Raw genomic sequence first — 13658 nt, 5'->3', positions numbered from 1 at the left:
CGCTACCCGACGACCTCGGCGACGAGGACGGGCGCCACCGCTCGCGCCCCCGAGCGCCGCAACCAGACGGCGACGAGCACGACGACACCGCCGAGCAGGCTCATCGCCGCCGACACGCCCAGCGCCCCGATGAGCGCACCGGTGGACAGGATGCCGAGCAGCTGGGCCGCGGTGCCCGACATGGTGTCGGTGGCGATCACACGTCCGTGCACCGACTCCGGGGCGTTGCGCTGCAGCAGCGTGCGGGACGGACCCGACAGCAGCGCGGTGCACACGCCCCAGGCCGCGACGCCGACGAAGGCGACGACGACCGACGGGGTGCCGAGGTAGACGATGGCGGTCACGCCGGAGGCGCCGACGCCGAGGACCACCCAGCCGAACGACGCCACGCGCTCCCCGAGGCGGGCGACCGCGATGCCGCCCGCCACCAGGAACACGCCGAACACGGCCTGCAGCGCGGCGAAGGTCGACGGAGGCCGCTCCAGCACGTCCCGCACGTACAGCGGCTCGGCGAGCAGGGCGGCGCCGTAGAGGAGGTGGACCGAGCTCATCGCCACCACGACGCGCCGCAGCACCGGGGTCCGGGCCACCAGGCGGAGCCCCTCGAGGGCGTCCCGCATCCCGGGGCGGCGCTCGTGCGAGGCGGGATCGACGACGTCGCGCACCTGCACGATCGGCAGCACGAGGATGCCGAGCAGGTAGGTGGCGGCCGTGAGCACGAACGCGCCCCGGAAGCCGAACCAGCCGATGGCCACGGCACCCACGACGGGGCCGGCGATGATGGCGACCTCGTCGGTGAGCGACACGAGGGCGTTGGTGCGGGCCAGCTCCTCGTCCCGGACCAGTCGGGGCGGCAGCGACTGCAGGGCGGGCACGGTCAGGGCGCCGGCGACGCCGTGGACCATCGACAGCAGCGCCAGGCTGCGGAAGTCGTCGGCGAACAGCAGCGCGAGCGAGGCCACCACGCCGATCGCCTTGGCCACGCCGAGGCTGGCCCGGGGTCCGATCCGGTCGATCACGGTCCCCACGAACGGGCCGAGCAGCACGCCCGGGAGCGTGAGGGCGACGCCGAACAGCGTCACGTCGCCGGCGGTGGCCCCGAACTCGAACGCGGCGTAGCCCCAGATGGCGATGAAGGTCGCCCAGGTGCCGACCGCGCTGAACGCCTCGGCGACGAGGAAGGCCCGGACCCGGCCGGACCGCAGTGAACCCTGCACCGGCAGAACATAGGTCCGCGGCGCGCTGACGCCGGCAGCGTTTCCGTGGCCTAGCTGCGGCCGAAGTCGTCCTCGAGGCGGACGATGTCGTCCTCCCCGAAGTAGTCACCCCGCTGGACCTCGATGAACACCACGTCCTCGTCGCCCTCGTTGGCGCAGCGGTGCGCCATGCCCTGGGCGATGTCGACGGACTGGCCGGCGGGTACCTGGTGGTCCGTGCCGTCGAGGGTGACGGTGGCGGTGCCGCTCACGACGTACCAGTGCTCGGCCCGGCGGGCGTGGGTCTGGTAGCTGAGCCGCTTGCCCGGGTGGACGACGATCCGCTTGACCTTGTGGTCGTCCTCGTCGGACAGCACGGTGTAGTTGCCCCAGGGGCGCTCGTCGTACTCGAGTGCGGTCATCCGGACAGTCTGGTCAACCCACGGACAGGACGGCCAACCCCTGCAGCAGGCCGACGCCGGCGCCGAGGGCACCGCCGATGGCGATGAGGATCCACTCGTCCTGCTCGAAGATGCCGCGGAGGAGCCGCTCGAACTCGAGCTTCGGCATGGCTCGCAGCTTGGACTCGACGAGCTCACCGACCTGGAGCTGCTTCTCCAGGTAGGCCTCGATCTCGGGCTGGATCTCCGGCACCGACTCGGTGACCCGGCCCACGACCATCATCTTCACCGAGGCCAGCTGGGCGTCGGTGACCTCGGTCTGGGTGAGCATCTCGACCATGGGACGGGCGGCGTCGACCCGTTCGCTCACCTTGGTGAGCACCACCTGGGCGATGCGGGTGCCGGCCTCGCCCTCGGTGACGAGTCGGAGCAGGTTGGCGGGCGTGAGGATCTCCCGGGCGGTGATCCGGCCGTAGTCATGGGCGATCTCGCCCTGGCGGCTGGGGAACATCCCCTGGTAGGTGACGAGGCCGGCGTAGCGCTTCGGCTCGATCGGGCGGAAGATCATCTGCAGGGCCAGCCAGTTGGTGCCGAGCCCGACGATGCCCCCGACGAGCGGCATCAACCACCACTGGTCGAAGATCGAGAAGCTGAGCGCCTGGAAGCAGCCGATCACGAAGCCGAACCACCCGCCGAAGCGGACGATGGCCTTGAGCTCCTTGCCGCCGATCTCCTGGAACAGGCGGACGAGGCGCTTCACGTTCGGCCCGGACAGCAGGTCGAACACGAGCTGCTCGAGGTCGAGCAGCTCGTGGCTGATGCCCTGCAGGTCGTCGAAGATCTCCTGGGCGACCTGGCGCCCCTCGGTCTTGATCTGGGTGATGACCATCTGCTGGGCATCGGGCGCCATCTGATCCCAGGTGCCGGGTGCCAGCATCTCGGCCACGTCCCGGACGATGACGGGCAGCTCGGTGTCCAGCCGGTCGGCGAACAGCGCCTCCATCTCGGCCGGGTCGAGGCGCTCGGCCAGCTCGGCCGGTGACAGCACGGCGCCGACGTTGCCGGCGACGTCGGCGGCGAAGGTGTCGGCCTTGGACGGCAGCACCCCCTGCCAGCCGATCTTCACCCCGAACGGCGCCACGCCGACGAACTCCTCGGGCGAGAAGATCATGCGGACCGCGGCCCAGTTGGTGATGTAGCCGATGAACGCGGTGACGAGGGGCACCGCGACGAGGACGACGGCGATGTTGGTCGCGGTGATCACGGTGCAGGTTTCGCCGGGCACGGGTGCTTCCCCTGTCGCGGTGCTCATCGACGGCCACGGCGCTGGCCGTCCGGCATCACTCGATCAGGAAGCTGCGCATCATTCCGTGGTCCTCGTGCTCGAGGATGTGGCAGTGGTAGAGGAAGTAGCCGCGGTGGGCGTCGAAGGGCACGACGATCCGGACGCGCTGCCCCGGCCAGACCACGACGGTGTCGCGGAGCCCGCTCTCGACCACGCCGTCGGCGATCTGCTCCCACGCCGCTGCCGCACCGTCGTCCTCCCAGGTGCGCTCGACCACCCGGAACGCCTGACCGTGCAGGTGCATCGGGTGCGTGAGCGGCGACCGGCTCACGAACTCCCAGACCTCGGTTGTCCCGAACGCCACGGTCTCGGTCTCGGTCACCTCCCGCCCCGCCCACTGGGTGTCGTTGATCCAGTGCGACGCTCGGAACGTCGACAGCACGAACTGCTTCGGCGCGTCGGCGTTCACGGCATCGGCAGCGTGGACGGCCACGGAGCCACCCGGACGGGCCGGCACCTCGCCCGGCTCGGCGGGCGAATCGTCCACCACGAAGGTGACGGCGACGCCCTCGACAGGGTCGAGCATCGGCGTGCCCCCGCCGCGCCCCGGACCCCGCCCCGGCCCCATCCCCGGGGCTTCGACGAAGAGATCGGCGGCCCGCAGCTCGATCCGGTCCCCGGGCTCGTGACCCGAGAAGTCCATCCACAGATCGGTCCGCTGCGCCGGTGCGAGCACGAGCCCGGGGACGTCCACCGTCTCCGGGAGCAGCTCGCCGTCGGTCGCCACCGCGTGGAGCGGCTCGCCGGTCGACCAGGTGAGGCGCTGGAGGCGCGAGTTGGCGCCGTTGAGCAACCGGATGCGGTACGGCTCCCGCCGGACGCGGAGCGCCAGCTCGGCCACCCCGTTCGTCACGAGCGTGCTCCCCACGAAGCCGGCCATGAGGTCGTGCATGCTGGCGGCGTATCGGAGCGTGCCATCGGCGTCGATGGTGCGGTCCTGCAGGACGAGGGCGAAGTCGTTGTCCCGGCTCGGGAGCCCCGGCTCGTCGCCGTGCACGATGAGGAGACCGGCGAGACCTCGGTACACCTGCTCGCCCGTGAGCATGTCGGTGTGCGAGTGGTACCAGTAGGTCCCCGGTTCGTTCGGGACCGTGAAGTCGTACTCGTATCGCTCCCCCGGCCCCACCGCCTCGGGCGGCTGCCCGTCCTGCCCCTGGGGCAGGACGAGCCCGTGCCAGTGGACGATGCAGTCCTGGTCGATCTCGTTGTCGAAGTCGACCCGCACCCGCTGACCGGTGCGGAGGTGCAGGGTCGGGCCGAGGTAGGAGCCGCTCGACGTCACGCTCGCCGGGTCACCATCGAGGACCTCGGCACGGAACGACAGCACCTCGGTCTCGGTCCCGGCGACGATGGTCGCGGTGGCAGGGGCGGCCACCAGACGCAGGTGGAGATCCCGCATCTCGGGCTCCAGCTCGGGCATCCCCTGCGGGGCGAGGGGCCCTGGGCCCCCTGCCGTCGTGGTGCTCGGCGGCGCGCTGGTCGGCGGGTCGTCGCCGCTGCATGCCGCCAGGAGTCCGGCGACGCCGGCGGCACCCAGGACACCGAGCGCGGCGCGTCGGTCGAGCGGCGCACGGGACCACCAGGCATGTGCCGATGGCGCCTGTCGGGGGTCGTCGCGCTCCATCCTCCGATCCTCGCCCCCAGAGGGGCCCGGCGCCGGTGCCAAAGGTCCCGAACCGTGGCGCGATCCGCGCCGGGTCCCGCGCGACCACCTCAGTCGAAGACGACGGTCCGGTTCCCGTAGGCGAGCACGCGGTGCTCCAGGTGGAGCCGCACGGCCCGGGCCAGCACCGACTTCTCCAGGTCGGTGCCGAGCCGGATGAGGTCGGTGACCTCGTGGCGGTGGCTGACCGGGGTGACGTCCTGGTGGATGATCGGGCCCTGGTCCAGCTCACCGGTGGCGTAGTGGGCGGTGGCGCCGATCAGCTTCACACCCCGCTCGTAGGCCTGGTGGTAGGGCTTGGCGCCCACGAAGGCCGGCAGGAACGAGTGGTGGATGTTGATGATCCGGTTCGGGAAGTCGGCGATGAAGGCCTCGGGCAGGATCCGCATGTAGCGGGCCAGCACGACGAGATCGACGTCCGCGTCACGGACGAGGGCGTGCATGTCGGCGGACTGACGGGACGGGTCGTCGGGGGCGACGGGGAGCAGGTGGAAGTCCACCCCGTGGCGGGCCACCAGCGCCTCGTGGTCGTCGTGGTTGGAGGCGACGAACTGGATGTCGGCGTCGAGCTCGCCGAGGTCGACCCGGGACAGCAGATCGGCGAGGCAGTGGCCCTGCTTGGAGCACAGCACGGCGATGCGGGGCGAGGGTCCCGGTCGGTGGATCTCCCAGGTCATGTCGTAGGCAGCGGCGACCGGGCGCATGGCGGCCTCGATGTCGGCGCCGTCGGGGAAGGTGGCCTCGACCCGCTGGAGGAACAGGTCGTGCACGCGATCGGTGTGCTGGTCGGCGTGGATGATGTTGCCGCCGAGGGCTGCGATCGTCTGGCCCACGGCAGCGACGATCCCCGGTCGGTCGGGGCAGCGGAGCAGCAGCACGGTCTGGGTCACACCCGAAGACCCTAGGGAGCGGGGGCTACGGTCCGGACATGCGCCGTGCCCTGTGGACCACCGACGGACTCGATGTGACCGAGGTCGAGCTGGGGCCCTTGGCCGAGGGCCGGGCCCGCCTGCGCGTGGCCGCCTGCGGCATCTGCGGCTCCGACCTGCACTGGTGGCACGGGTCGATGCCCCGGCCGCTCGGCACGGCACCCGGCCACGAGCTGGCCGGCACCGTCATCGACGGTCCGGCCGGTCTGGACGACGTGCTCTACGCCGTCTCCCCGAACGTGTCCTGCGGGCGCTGCCAGTTCTGCCAGGTCGGCCAGACCCACCTGTGCGACCGCGCCCTCGGCCGGGGGCTGGGCATGGGCGCCGACGGCGGCCTGTCCGAGGTCCTCGACGTCCCCGTCGCCAACCTCGCCCCGGTGACCACGGATGAGCCGGCCGTGGCCGCGCTCACCGAGCCGCTCGCCGTGGCGCTGCGCGGCGTGTCCCTCGGCGACGTCGGCCCAGACAGCCGGGTCCTGGTGCTCGGCGCCGGCACCATCGGCCTCGGCGCCGCGCTGCTGGCCCGGGACCGCGCATCCGAGGTGGCCATCACCGCCCGCCATCCCCACCAGGCCGATGCTGCGGCCGCCATGGGCGTCACCGTCCTCGGCGAGCACGAGGGCATCGCGTGGGCCAAGGACCGGGGCGCCGACGTGGTCATCGAGTCCGTCGGCGGCACCGCCCCCACGCTCGGCGACGCGGTGAAGGCGGCCCGCAAGGGCGGCACCATCGTCCTGCTCGGCTCCTTCACCGAGCCCCGCCCGGTGGACCTGTCGAGGCTGATGATGAAGGAGCTCCGGCTGCAGGGGTCGTTCTGCTACGGCTCCACCAAGCGGGGCCCGGAGTACGCCGCTGCCGCCCAGCTGACCGGTCGCTTCGAGTCCGAGCTGTCGGCGATGACCACCCACCAGTTCCCCCTCGACCAGGTCACCGACGCGTTCGAGGCCGCAGCTGACAAGTCCAGCGGCGCCATCAAGGTCACCATCCTCCCGTAGGAAATCCCGTGGATTCGGACCACGAAGCCAGGTGAGTAGCCCGCCGCACTGCGTCACGTGGTCCGACATCAACGGAATTTCCCGGAGTGGAGGTGAGGGGATTCGAACCCCTGGCCTCCTCGATGCGACCGAGGCGCTCTAGCCAACTGAGCTACACCCCCGAGGGAGGCCACACCTTACCGCCGGCGGCGGTGGCCACCGAACTGGCTCAGGCGTCGCCGTGGGACTCGATCGCGCGTTGCAGGCGGGTCTGCAGGACCGTGGTGGTGACGTCGCCGCGGGTGCGCTCGGTGACCGCTCGCAGGGAGTCCACGGTGCGGCGCAGGCCACCCGTGAGGGCGTCGGGCAGGTCGACCGAGGCGAGGACGTCGTAGGCGTCGTCCATGACCTCGAGGAGGGCCTCACCGCCCTCGAGGTCGCCGGAGCGGAGGCGGTCGAGGACGTTGCGGCGCAGCTCGCTGGCGGCCTCGGCCAGGCCCCGCATCCAGGAGTGCGCCATGACGCCGAGCTCGGACGGCGAGGCGAGTGCCTCGCCGCGGACCATGGCTGCGCACAGGCGGGCCTCGGCGTACTCCTTCTCGGCGTCGTGGAGGAAGCCGGCGTGGGCGACCGCGGGGTGGTCGGCCAGCGCCTCCTGCGCGGTGCGCAGCGCGGCCTCGGAGGCGGCGACCTGCTCGTCGTGCGCGGCCGGGTCCCCACGGTGGACGGCGCGGATGGCGAGGCCGGCGTGGCGGATCGCGTTCCGGCACGCGGGCAGCGCGACCTCTCGGGCCCGGTGGGCGGCGCCGAGGTCGGTGCGGATGTCGCCGACGAGCGCGTCGAGCGTGGCGCGCCGGTCGCTGCCGGCGCCGGCAGCCGGGGTCAGTTGGCCTGGCGGCGCAGGAGCGCCTGCTGCGTGGCCGACGGGCGACGGTCGGCCGCCAGGTAGGCGACGTTCCCGCGAGCCGGAGCCTGTCGCTGCTGCTGGACCTGCATGAGCATGGCGACGTAGCCGAGGAGCGCGGCGTCGACGCTGAGGTGGAGCAGCCAGACCGAGCCGCCGGCGAGGAGGGCGAGGAGGAAGGTGAGGCCGGCCGAGGCGGCGAGCGTGGCGAGCACGTCGCGGCGACGGCGCTGGGCGTCGGTGCGGCTCATCGCCCGACCGGTCGGGGTGCGCATCGGCGCCGGTGCGTACGGGTCGCCCGTGCGCTGGAGCACGGCCAGCTGGTTGCGGAAGTCCCCGATCGAGGCGTGCGGGTGGAACGCCCGGCGCTTCTGCAGGTAGGGGGGCAGGAGAACGGCGGCCCAGATCGCAGCAAGCACCACTAGCACCATGATGGTCACGCTCCTCGCCTCGCTTTCGTGTGTCGTCTGTCACCGTAGGAGCGCCCGGAACCTGAGTGGTGGATCCGGGCGTCTTCGGTGTTCGTTCGGTTGCGGGCAGGCCAACAGGGCTGACCGGGATCGTTACGGTTCTACTACGAACCGAAACACGCTGACAAGCAACTGCGAAGGATGTCACGCATGATGCGAGGCGGATCGAGCAGGTGCTCGCTCAGCGAGCGAGGCCGTCGTCGCCCGGCCCGGGCTGGCGGCGGTAGGTGCCGGAGCGCCCGCCCGTCTTCTCCCACAGCGTCAGCTCGCTGATCACCATGGCCCGATCCGCGCTCTTGCACATGTCGTAGATGGTGAGGCAGGCGATGGAGCAGGCGGTCATCGCCTCCATCTCCACGCCGGTCCGGTCGATCGTGTCGACCTGGGCCTCGACCTCGATGAAGTCGTCCTCGATGCGGAAGTTCACGAGCACCGAGCCGACCAGCAGCGGGTGGCAGAGCGGGATGAGGTCCGGCGTGCGCTTCGCCGCCTGGATGCCGGCGACCCGGGCCACCGCCAGCACGTCGCCCTTGGAGATGGCACCGCGGGCCACCAGCGACGCCGTCTCGGGCTGCATGGACACCCGGCCCCGGGCGATGGCCCGACGGTGCGTCGGATCCTTGGGGGTGACGTCGACCATCCGGGCACGGCCCAGAGGATCCAGATGGGTCAGTCCTCGCTCCGACATCGGCCGGAGTGTAGGGGACGCCTGGGGCCGCACTCAGGAGCCGGAGACGAAGACCGCGTCGAGCATGCCGTCCAGCGCTTCGATGGCCAGCTCGGCGCGCCGTCCGGGGTCGTCGTCGGCCGCGATCGCGACGGCGGTCTCGGTGACCGCGCCGACCAGCAGGTCCGCGAGCACCTCGGGCTCGCGGCCCGGGCGCAGCCTGCCCGATGCCCGGGCCGAGGTCAGCGCCGTCACGATCAGGAGGCGGAAGGTCCCGCCGTCGCACTCCCGCCATCGACGCCAGCCGAGCACGGCTGGGGCCACGACGACGGTGATGTGCGCCGCGACCAGGTCGGCCGCCAGGGCCCGCAGGTAGGCGGCGAGCCCGGCCCGGAGCGCCACTTCGGGTTCGAGGTCGGCGATCGCCGCTTCGACCGCAGCCACCAGGGTGCGGTGCTCTGCGAGGAAGACCGCCTCGAACAGCTCGTCCTTGGAGGCGAAGTGGTAGTAGACGCTGCCCTTCGTGCGACCGGCCCGCACCGCCACCTCGTCGATGGTCACGGCCGCCGCATCTCCGGCACCGAACAGCGCACGGGCGGCAGCGAGGATCTCCTCGAGGGAGCGCTGCGACCGGACCTGCGGTCTCCGGGTCGATGCCATCGCCGCGAGCGTACGCGTGCTCCCGCCCCGCCGGTGCCGCGTTTCATACTCTGAGTACGTACTCGGAGTATGATCTACGGCATGCGAGCGGTGACCCTGACCCGGTTCGGCGGACCCGACGTGCTCCAGGTCCGGCAGGTCCCCGATCCGCCTCCACCCGGGCCTGGCCAGGTCTTGGTGCAGGTCCGTGCTGCGGGGGTCAACCCGCTCGACGCCGCACTGCGCGCCGGTCGGCTCGCACCGCTGCTCGGCCGGCGCTTCCCCATGATCCCCGGCAACGATGCGGCCGGCACGGTGATCGCCGTCGGCGGTGACGTGACGGGGATCGAAGTCGGCCAGCACGTCCACGGCATGTTCGATGCCGCACCGAAGCCGGCGCGCCACGGCTTCGCGCTCCCGGGCACCTACGCGGACCTGGCCCTGACGCGGGCCTCGACGCTGGCCGCCGTGCCCGACCGGGTGGACCTCGTCACCGCGGCGGCGATCCCGGTCGCCGGGCTCACCGCCCACCAGGTGCTCGTGCGCAAGGCGCGGCTCGGCCGTGGGTCGTCGGTGCTGGTGATCGGGGCGTCGGGGGGCGTCGGGACCTTCGCCACCCAGATCGCCGTCGCGCTCGGCGCCGACGTGACCGGCGTCGCCGGAGGGCCCCGGACCGAGCGGGTCCGAGCGCTCGGCGCACGGCGCGTGATCGATCACCACGACGTCGACGTGACCGGCCTGGCCGAGCGGTTCGACCTCGTCTACGACGTCTCGGCACGCTTCTCCCACCGACGGCTGCGCCACCTGGTCGCGCCCGGAGGCCTCGCCGTGGCGAACCTCGGTCCGCCCGTCGCGACCCTGTCACCGGCGCTCCGGCACCCCGAGCGTCGCTTCGGGCGCTACGGCTTCGCCTGGGTGTCGCCCGACGGCCGGGACCTGGCCGCGCTCGATCGTCTGGTCGCGGCCGGAGACGTCGCGCCGTGCGTCGACGACGTCCTCCCCCTCGACGACGCCTCGGTCGCGCACCGGCGACTCGAAGCGGGCGGCGCCTTCGGCAAGCTCGTGCTCGCCGTGGACGGCGCTCGCTCAGCCGCCGATCTGTGACATCGACTTGCGGGGCCGGATGAACTGGACGTTGCCGATGGCGTGCCCGGCCCACTTCGCACCGACCGCCCGCTGCATCACCGCGGCGAGGTCGTCGTCGGTGCCGCCCTCGCGCAGCGGCGCCCGCAGGTCGAACTCGTCGAGGGCGAACAGGCAGTTGCGCAGCTGGCCCTCGGCGGTGAGGCGCACCCGGTCGCAGGACTCGCAGAACGGGCGGGTGACCGTCGGGATCACGCCGACCACGTCGCCGGCGGAGGCGCCGGGCCGGCCGGCGGGGCGGTCGAGGTAGCGCCACTGCTCGGCCGGCTCGTGGCCCCGCACGACCGGCTCCATCGGGAAGACCCCCTCGATGCGGCGCACGATCTCGGCCTGGGGCACCACCTGGGCGTGCTCCCACCCGCCGTCGGCGTCGAGGGGCATGAACTCGATGAAGCGGACCGTGACGTCGTTGTCGCGGCCGAAGCGGGCGAAGTCCACGACCTCGTCGTCGTTCACCCCGCCGACCAGCACCACGTTGATCTTCACCGGGTCGAGACCGGCTTCCTTGGCGGCTTCGATGCCGTCGAGGACCCGGTCCAGCTCGTCCCGGCGAGTGAGCTCGAGGAACCGGTCCCGGCGCAGGGAGTCGAGGCTGACGTTGATGCGGCGGAGGCCGGCGTCGGCGAGGGCCTGGGCCTGGCTCCGCAGGGTCGAGCCGTTCGTGGTCATGGCCAGCTCGACGCCGAGGGCGGCGAGCTTCGCGACCAGGACCGGCAGGTGGGCCCGGACCGTGGGCTCGCCACCGGTGAGGCGGATGCTGTCGACGCCGTAGCGCTCGACGAACACCTGGGCGATGCGGGTGATCTCCTCGAACGTGAGGATCTCCTCCCGTGCCATCCACTGCATGCCCTCCTCCGGCATGCAGTAGGTGCACCGGAAGTTGCAGCGGTCCGTGACCGAGATGCGCAGGTCGCGGTGGACGCGTCCGAAGCCGTCGACGAGCTGCTCGGGCGGGGTGGGACCGGTCATCAGACGGCCCACGGTACCGGTGGACCGGCCCGCCCGCTCGGGCAGGTCAGACCCGGGAGATGTGGCCGGTGACGTCGTCCTCGAACGTCCAGGCCGTCTCGCCCATGACGAGGCGGTGCCGGGATCCGGGGGCGTCGAGGTCCTCGGACTCGTAGGCGGCGTCGCCATGCCAGAGGGCGACGAGCGTGCCGTCGGCGCCGCCCAGGATCTTGGTGACGTAGCGGAACGACTCGCGACCGCGAGCGGCGGCGAGCGCGGCCTCCACGGTCTCGTGGGCGGCGAGATCGTGGAGGGTCACGACCGTCGGCGGGACCAGCTGGATCTCCCCCGCGTCGCGGCGGGCCAGCATCTCGGCGGGCCGGACCCACTCGTCCTCGTGGATCTCGCCCATGTCGATGGTGACGACGCCGTCCTCCCCCACCGGGGCCCGGCACACGAAGAACCAGGTGGCGAAGCGCTTGTTCGAGTTCATCGCCACCGCGTCCGGCGGGGTCCAGTGCGAGAACAGCACCATCCGGTCGGGCTGGACCAGCAGGTCGGCCTCCTCGAGCGCCTCGCGCGCCGCGGCGGTGCGGGCCGCCTCCAGCTCCTGCCCCGGCGGGGCAGGCCCTTCCGGGCCATCGGGGTCGTCCTCGCTCGGCCAGTCCTCGGGGTCGATCCGGCCCCCCGGGAACACCCACATCCCGCCGAAGGCGAGCTTGGAGTTCTTGCGCAGCATCAGCACCTCGAGGGCGGTGGTGCCGTCGGGCTGGCGGGCGTCGCGCAGCGGGATGACCGTCGCCGCCGGGATGAGGCCGCCCTCGGTCGGCAGGAAGGTCATGGGGTGGCGATCAGCTGCTGGCCTCGGCCAGCGCCCGACCGGTGAGCACGCGCGCCAGGTGGCGGCGGAACTCGACCGAGGCGTTGAGGTCGGCGGCGGGTTCGGTGCCCTCGTCGGCCACCGCGGCCGCGTCCTCCACCGACGCACCCGAGGCGATGGCCGCCTCGGTGGCCGCGGCGTGGACCGGGCGGCTGTCCATGTTGACCAGGCCGATGCCGACCTGGTCGTCGCCGCGGCGCACGCATGCGACGCCGACGATCGCCCAGTCCTGGGCGCGGCGGTTGAACTTCTGGAACGACCAGCCGGCGCCGGTCGCCTTCGGGACCCGGATCTCGGTGAGCAGCTCGGCCTCGCCCACCGCGGTCTCGAGGAAGCCCTGGAAGAAGTCGTCGGCCGCGACCTCGCGGGTGCCGTCCGCGCCCTGGACCACCAGCGTGGCGCCGAGGGCGAGGAGGACGGCGGGCAGGTCGGAGGCCGGGTCGCCGTGGGCGAGCGAGCCACCGATGGTGCCCCGGTGGCGGACCTGGGGGTCGCCGACGTGGGAGGTGGCGTGGGCGAGGATCGGCACGTCGCGCCGGAGGACGTCGCTGATCTCGACGTCGCGGTGCCGGGTGAGCGCGCCGATCGCCACGTGGTCACCCTCGTCGCGGATGTACTTGAGGTCGTCGACCCGGCCGACGTCGACGAGCACCGAGGGGGTGGCCAGGCGCAGCTTCATGAGCGGGACGAGCGAGTGGCCGCCGGCGAGGACCTTGGCCTCGTCGCCGTGCTCGGCCAGCAGGGAGATGGCCTCGTCGGCCGACCCGGCCCGGACGTAGTCGAACGCGGCGGGGATCACTGCTGCACCGCCACCGTCGTGCCACCGCCGCCGGACTTGGCAGCAGCGAGGACGGCCTGGACGATGTTGTGGTAGCCGGTGCAGCGGCACAGGTTGCCCTCGAGCCCCTCGCGGACCTGGGTCTCGGTGGGCTCGGGGACCTCGTCGAGCAGCGACGTCGCCGCCATGACCATGCCCGGCGTGCAGAACCCGCACTGGAGCCCGTGCTGCTCCCGGAAGGCCTGCTGCATCGGGTGCAGCTCCTCCTCGGACGGGGCCAGCCCTTCGATGGTGGTGAGGGTGCAGCCGTCGGCCTGGACGGCCAGCACGGTGCAGGACTTCACGGCCTCGCCGTCGAGGTGGACGGTGCAGGCACCGCACGACGAGGTGTCGCAGCCCACGTTGGTGCCCGTGAGGCCCAGCGCCTCGCGGATGTGGTGGACGAGCAGCGTGCGCGGCTCGACGTCGTGTCGCGCCTCGCTCCCGTTGACGGTGATCGAGATCTCCATCCCGTCACCCCCCTTTCCCTGAAGACCCGGCGCCCGTGGTGGCGACCTGGTCGACTTCCTAGCGCATCGAGGATGGACGACGCGGACGAGGTCTTGGCACTACGATGCCAACAGTTGCCACCGCATGTCCCGGTGGCTGCGATCCGACACAGCGAGAGGTTCGGGATGGGTTGGTTCCGGAGCACGCGACGAGGTGGGGACGAGCCCTCGGC

General features: G+C 72.3%; 16 protein-coding genes and 1 tRNA gene. 3 read left to right on the top strand and 14 right to left on the bottom strand.

All coding sequences use genetic code 11. The features are described from left to right. Positions 1-2: 2 nt before the first annotated feature. From RGQ06_RS12150 to purU, 5 genes are all read right to left on the bottom strand, one after another. Entirely contained in the window at positions 3-1217 is a 1215-nt protein-coding gene (locus tag RGQ06_RS12150; RefSeq protein WP_432430393.1) for an MFS transporter, read from the bottom strand. Positions 1218-1267: 50 nt separating this feature from the next. Continuing rightward, positions 1268-1618 (bottom strand): phosphomannose isomerase type II C-terminal cupin domain, encoded by a 351-nt coding sequence (locus tag RGQ06_RS12145; protein WP_432430392.1) that lies wholly within the window; start codon positions 1616-1618, stop codon positions 1268-1270. A gap of 13 nt (positions 1619-1631) precedes the next feature. Next, the gene (locus RGQ06_RS12140; protein WP_432430391.1) at positions 1632-2882 is read right to left on the bottom strand and encodes a DUF445 domain-containing protein; all 1251 of its coding nucleotides are present in this window, start codon (positions 2880-2882) and stop codon (positions 1632-1634) included. A 55-nt stretch (positions 2883-2937) separates the two neighbouring features. After that, complete coding sequence (locus RGQ06_RS12135; protein WP_432430390.1) at positions 2938-4566, bottom strand: multicopper oxidase family protein; 1629 nt, start codon at positions 4564-4566, stop codon at positions 2938-2940. A gap of 89 nt (positions 4567-4655) precedes the next feature. Further along, the gene (gene purU, locus RGQ06_RS12130) at positions 4656-5495 is read right to left on the bottom strand and encodes a formyltetrahydrofolate deformylase (protein ID WP_432430389.1); all 840 of its coding nucleotides are present in this window, start codon (positions 5493-5495) and stop codon (positions 4656-4658) included. A gap of 38 nt (positions 5496-5533) precedes the next feature. Between purU and RGQ06_RS12125 the strand changes: the two genes are divergently transcribed. Beyond that, positions 5534-6529 (top strand): zinc-dependent alcohol dehydrogenase, encoded by a 996-nt coding sequence (locus tag RGQ06_RS12125; protein WP_432430388.1) that lies wholly within the window; start codon positions 5534-5536, stop codon positions 6527-6529. An 87-nt stretch (positions 6530-6616) separates the two neighbouring features. On the opposite strand, the gene RGQ06_RS12120 is transcribed toward RGQ06_RS12125, so the two are convergent. Further along, positions 6617-6690: transfer RNA gene (locus RGQ06_RS12120), tRNA-Ala, on the bottom strand. 47 nt (positions 6691-6737) lie between these two features. Continuing rightward, positions 6738-7073 (bottom strand): hypothetical protein, encoded by a 336-nt coding sequence (locus tag RGQ06_RS12115; protein ID WP_432430387.1) that lies wholly within the window; start codon positions 7071-7073, stop codon positions 6738-6740. 57 nt (positions 7074-7130) lie between these two features. Between RGQ06_RS12115 and RGQ06_RS12110 the strand changes: the two genes are divergently transcribed. Then, positions 7131-7457, top strand: a complete 327-nt coding sequence (locus RGQ06_RS12110) for a hypothetical protein (protein WP_432430386.1) — start codon at positions 7131-7133, stop codon at positions 7455-7457. Here the strand turns inward: RGQ06_RS12110 and RGQ06_RS12105 are convergent. The 3 genes from RGQ06_RS12105 to RGQ06_RS12095 all read right to left on the bottom strand — a co-directional run bounded on the left by RGQ06_RS12105 (position 7391) and on the right by RGQ06_RS12095 (position 9209). Next, a complete protein-coding gene (locus tag RGQ06_RS12105; protein WP_432430385.1) occupies positions 7391-7852 on the bottom strand; it encodes a hypothetical protein in 462 nt (153 codons plus the stop codon). The two genes, RGQ06_RS12110 and RGQ06_RS12105, sit on opposite strands and share 67 nt — an antisense overlap. 211 nt (positions 7853-8063) lie before the next feature. Then, positions 8064-8570: a cyclic pyranopterin monophosphate synthase MoaC gene (gene moaC / locus RGQ06_RS12100; protein ID WP_432430384.1), complete on the bottom strand. Its 507-nt coding sequence runs from the start codon at positions 8568-8570 to the stop codon at positions 8064-8066. 33 nt (positions 8571-8603) lie between these two features. Continuing rightward, complete coding sequence (locus tag RGQ06_RS12095; RefSeq protein WP_432430383.1) at positions 8604-9209, bottom strand: TetR family transcriptional regulator; 606 nt, start codon at positions 9207-9209, stop codon at positions 8604-8606. Between the two features lie 81 nt (positions 9210-9290). Here RGQ06_RS12095 and RGQ06_RS12090 point away from each other — a divergent pair, with 81 nt between their 5' ends. Next, the gene (locus RGQ06_RS12090) at positions 9291-10292 is read left to right on the top strand and encodes an NADP-dependent oxidoreductase (protein ID WP_432430382.1); all 1002 of its coding nucleotides are present in this window, start codon (positions 9291-9293) and stop codon (positions 10290-10292) included. Here the strand turns inward: RGQ06_RS12090 and moaA are convergent. Genes moaA through RGQ06_RS12070 form a run of 4 tightly spaced genes read right to left on the bottom strand, consistent with a single transcriptional unit; the run spans position 10275 to position 13446 of the window. After that, a complete protein-coding gene (gene moaA, locus RGQ06_RS12085) occupies positions 10275-11300 on the bottom strand; it encodes a GTP 3',8-cyclase MoaA (protein WP_432430381.1) in 1026 nt (341 codons plus the stop codon). The genes RGQ06_RS12090 and moaA overlap by 18 nt on opposite strands. 46 nt (positions 11301-11346) lie before the next feature. Beyond that, positions 11347-12120: an NUDIX hydrolase gene (locus tag RGQ06_RS12080; protein ID WP_432430380.1), complete on the bottom strand. Its 774-nt coding sequence runs from the start codon at positions 12118-12120 to the stop codon at positions 11347-11349. A gap of 10 nt (positions 12121-12130) precedes the next feature. Then, complete coding sequence (locus RGQ06_RS12075) at positions 12131-12958, bottom strand: FAD binding domain-containing protein (protein WP_432430379.1); 828 nt, start codon at positions 12956-12958, stop codon at positions 12131-12133. Next, entirely contained in the window at positions 12955-13446 is a 492-nt protein-coding gene (locus tag RGQ06_RS12070; RefSeq protein WP_432430378.1) for a (2Fe-2S)-binding protein, read from the bottom strand. The genes RGQ06_RS12075 and RGQ06_RS12070 overlap by 4 nt, the downstream gene beginning before the upstream one ends. Positions 13447-13658 lie beyond the last annotated feature (212 nt).

It is taken from the genome of Salinilacustrithrix flava (genome assembly GCF_041228405.1).
GTDB classification, from domain to species: domain Bacteria; phylum Actinomycetota; class Acidimicrobiia; order Acidimicrobiales; family Salinilacustritrichaceae; genus Salinilacustrithrix; species Salinilacustrithrix flava.
Note: the sequence above shows the minus strand (reverse complement) of the source record. Positions and strands in the feature narration are given on the sequence as shown.

Bases quoted from the DNA above. Each gene is read 5' to 3' on its own strand.
- RGQ06_RS12095 (WP_432430383.1), bottom strand. From the start codon at position 9,209: ATGGCATCGACCCGGAGACCGCAGGTCCGGTCGCAGCGCTCCCTCGAG.
- RGQ06_RS12115 (WP_432430387.1), bottom strand. From the start codon at position 7,073: ATGGTCCGCGGCGAGGCACTCGCCTCGCCGTCCGAGCTCGGCGTCATG.
- RGQ06_RS12145 (WP_432430392.1), bottom strand. From the start codon at position 1,618: ATGACCGCACTCGAGTACGACGAGCGCCCCTGGGGCAACTACACCGTG.
- RGQ06_RS12080 (WP_432430380.1), bottom strand. From the start codon at position 12,120: ATGACCTTCCTGCCGACCGAGGGCGGCCTCATCCCGGCGGCGACGGTC.
- moaA (WP_432430381.1), bottom strand. From the start codon at position 11,300: ATGACCGGTCCCACCCCGCCCGAGCAGCTCGTCGACGGCTTCGGACGC.
- RGQ06_RS12070 (WP_432430378.1), bottom strand. From the start codon at position 13,446: ATGGAGATCTCGATCACCGTCAACGGGAGCGAGGCGCGACACGACGTC.
- RGQ06_RS12125 (WP_432430388.1), top strand. From the start codon at position 5,534: ATGCGCCGTGCCCTGTGGACCACCGACGGACTCGATGTGACCGAGGTC.
- moaC (WP_432430384.1), bottom strand. From the start codon at position 8,570: ATGTCGGAGCGAGGACTGACCCATCTGGATCCTCTGGGCCGTGCCCGG.
- RGQ06_RS12135 (WP_432430390.1), bottom strand. From the start codon at position 4,566: ATGGAGCGCGACGACCCCCGACAGGCGCCATCGGCACATGCCTGGTGG.
- RGQ06_RS12090 (WP_432430382.1), top strand. From the start codon at position 9,291: ATGCGAGCGGTGACCCTGACCCGGTTCGGCGGACCCGACGTGCTCCAG.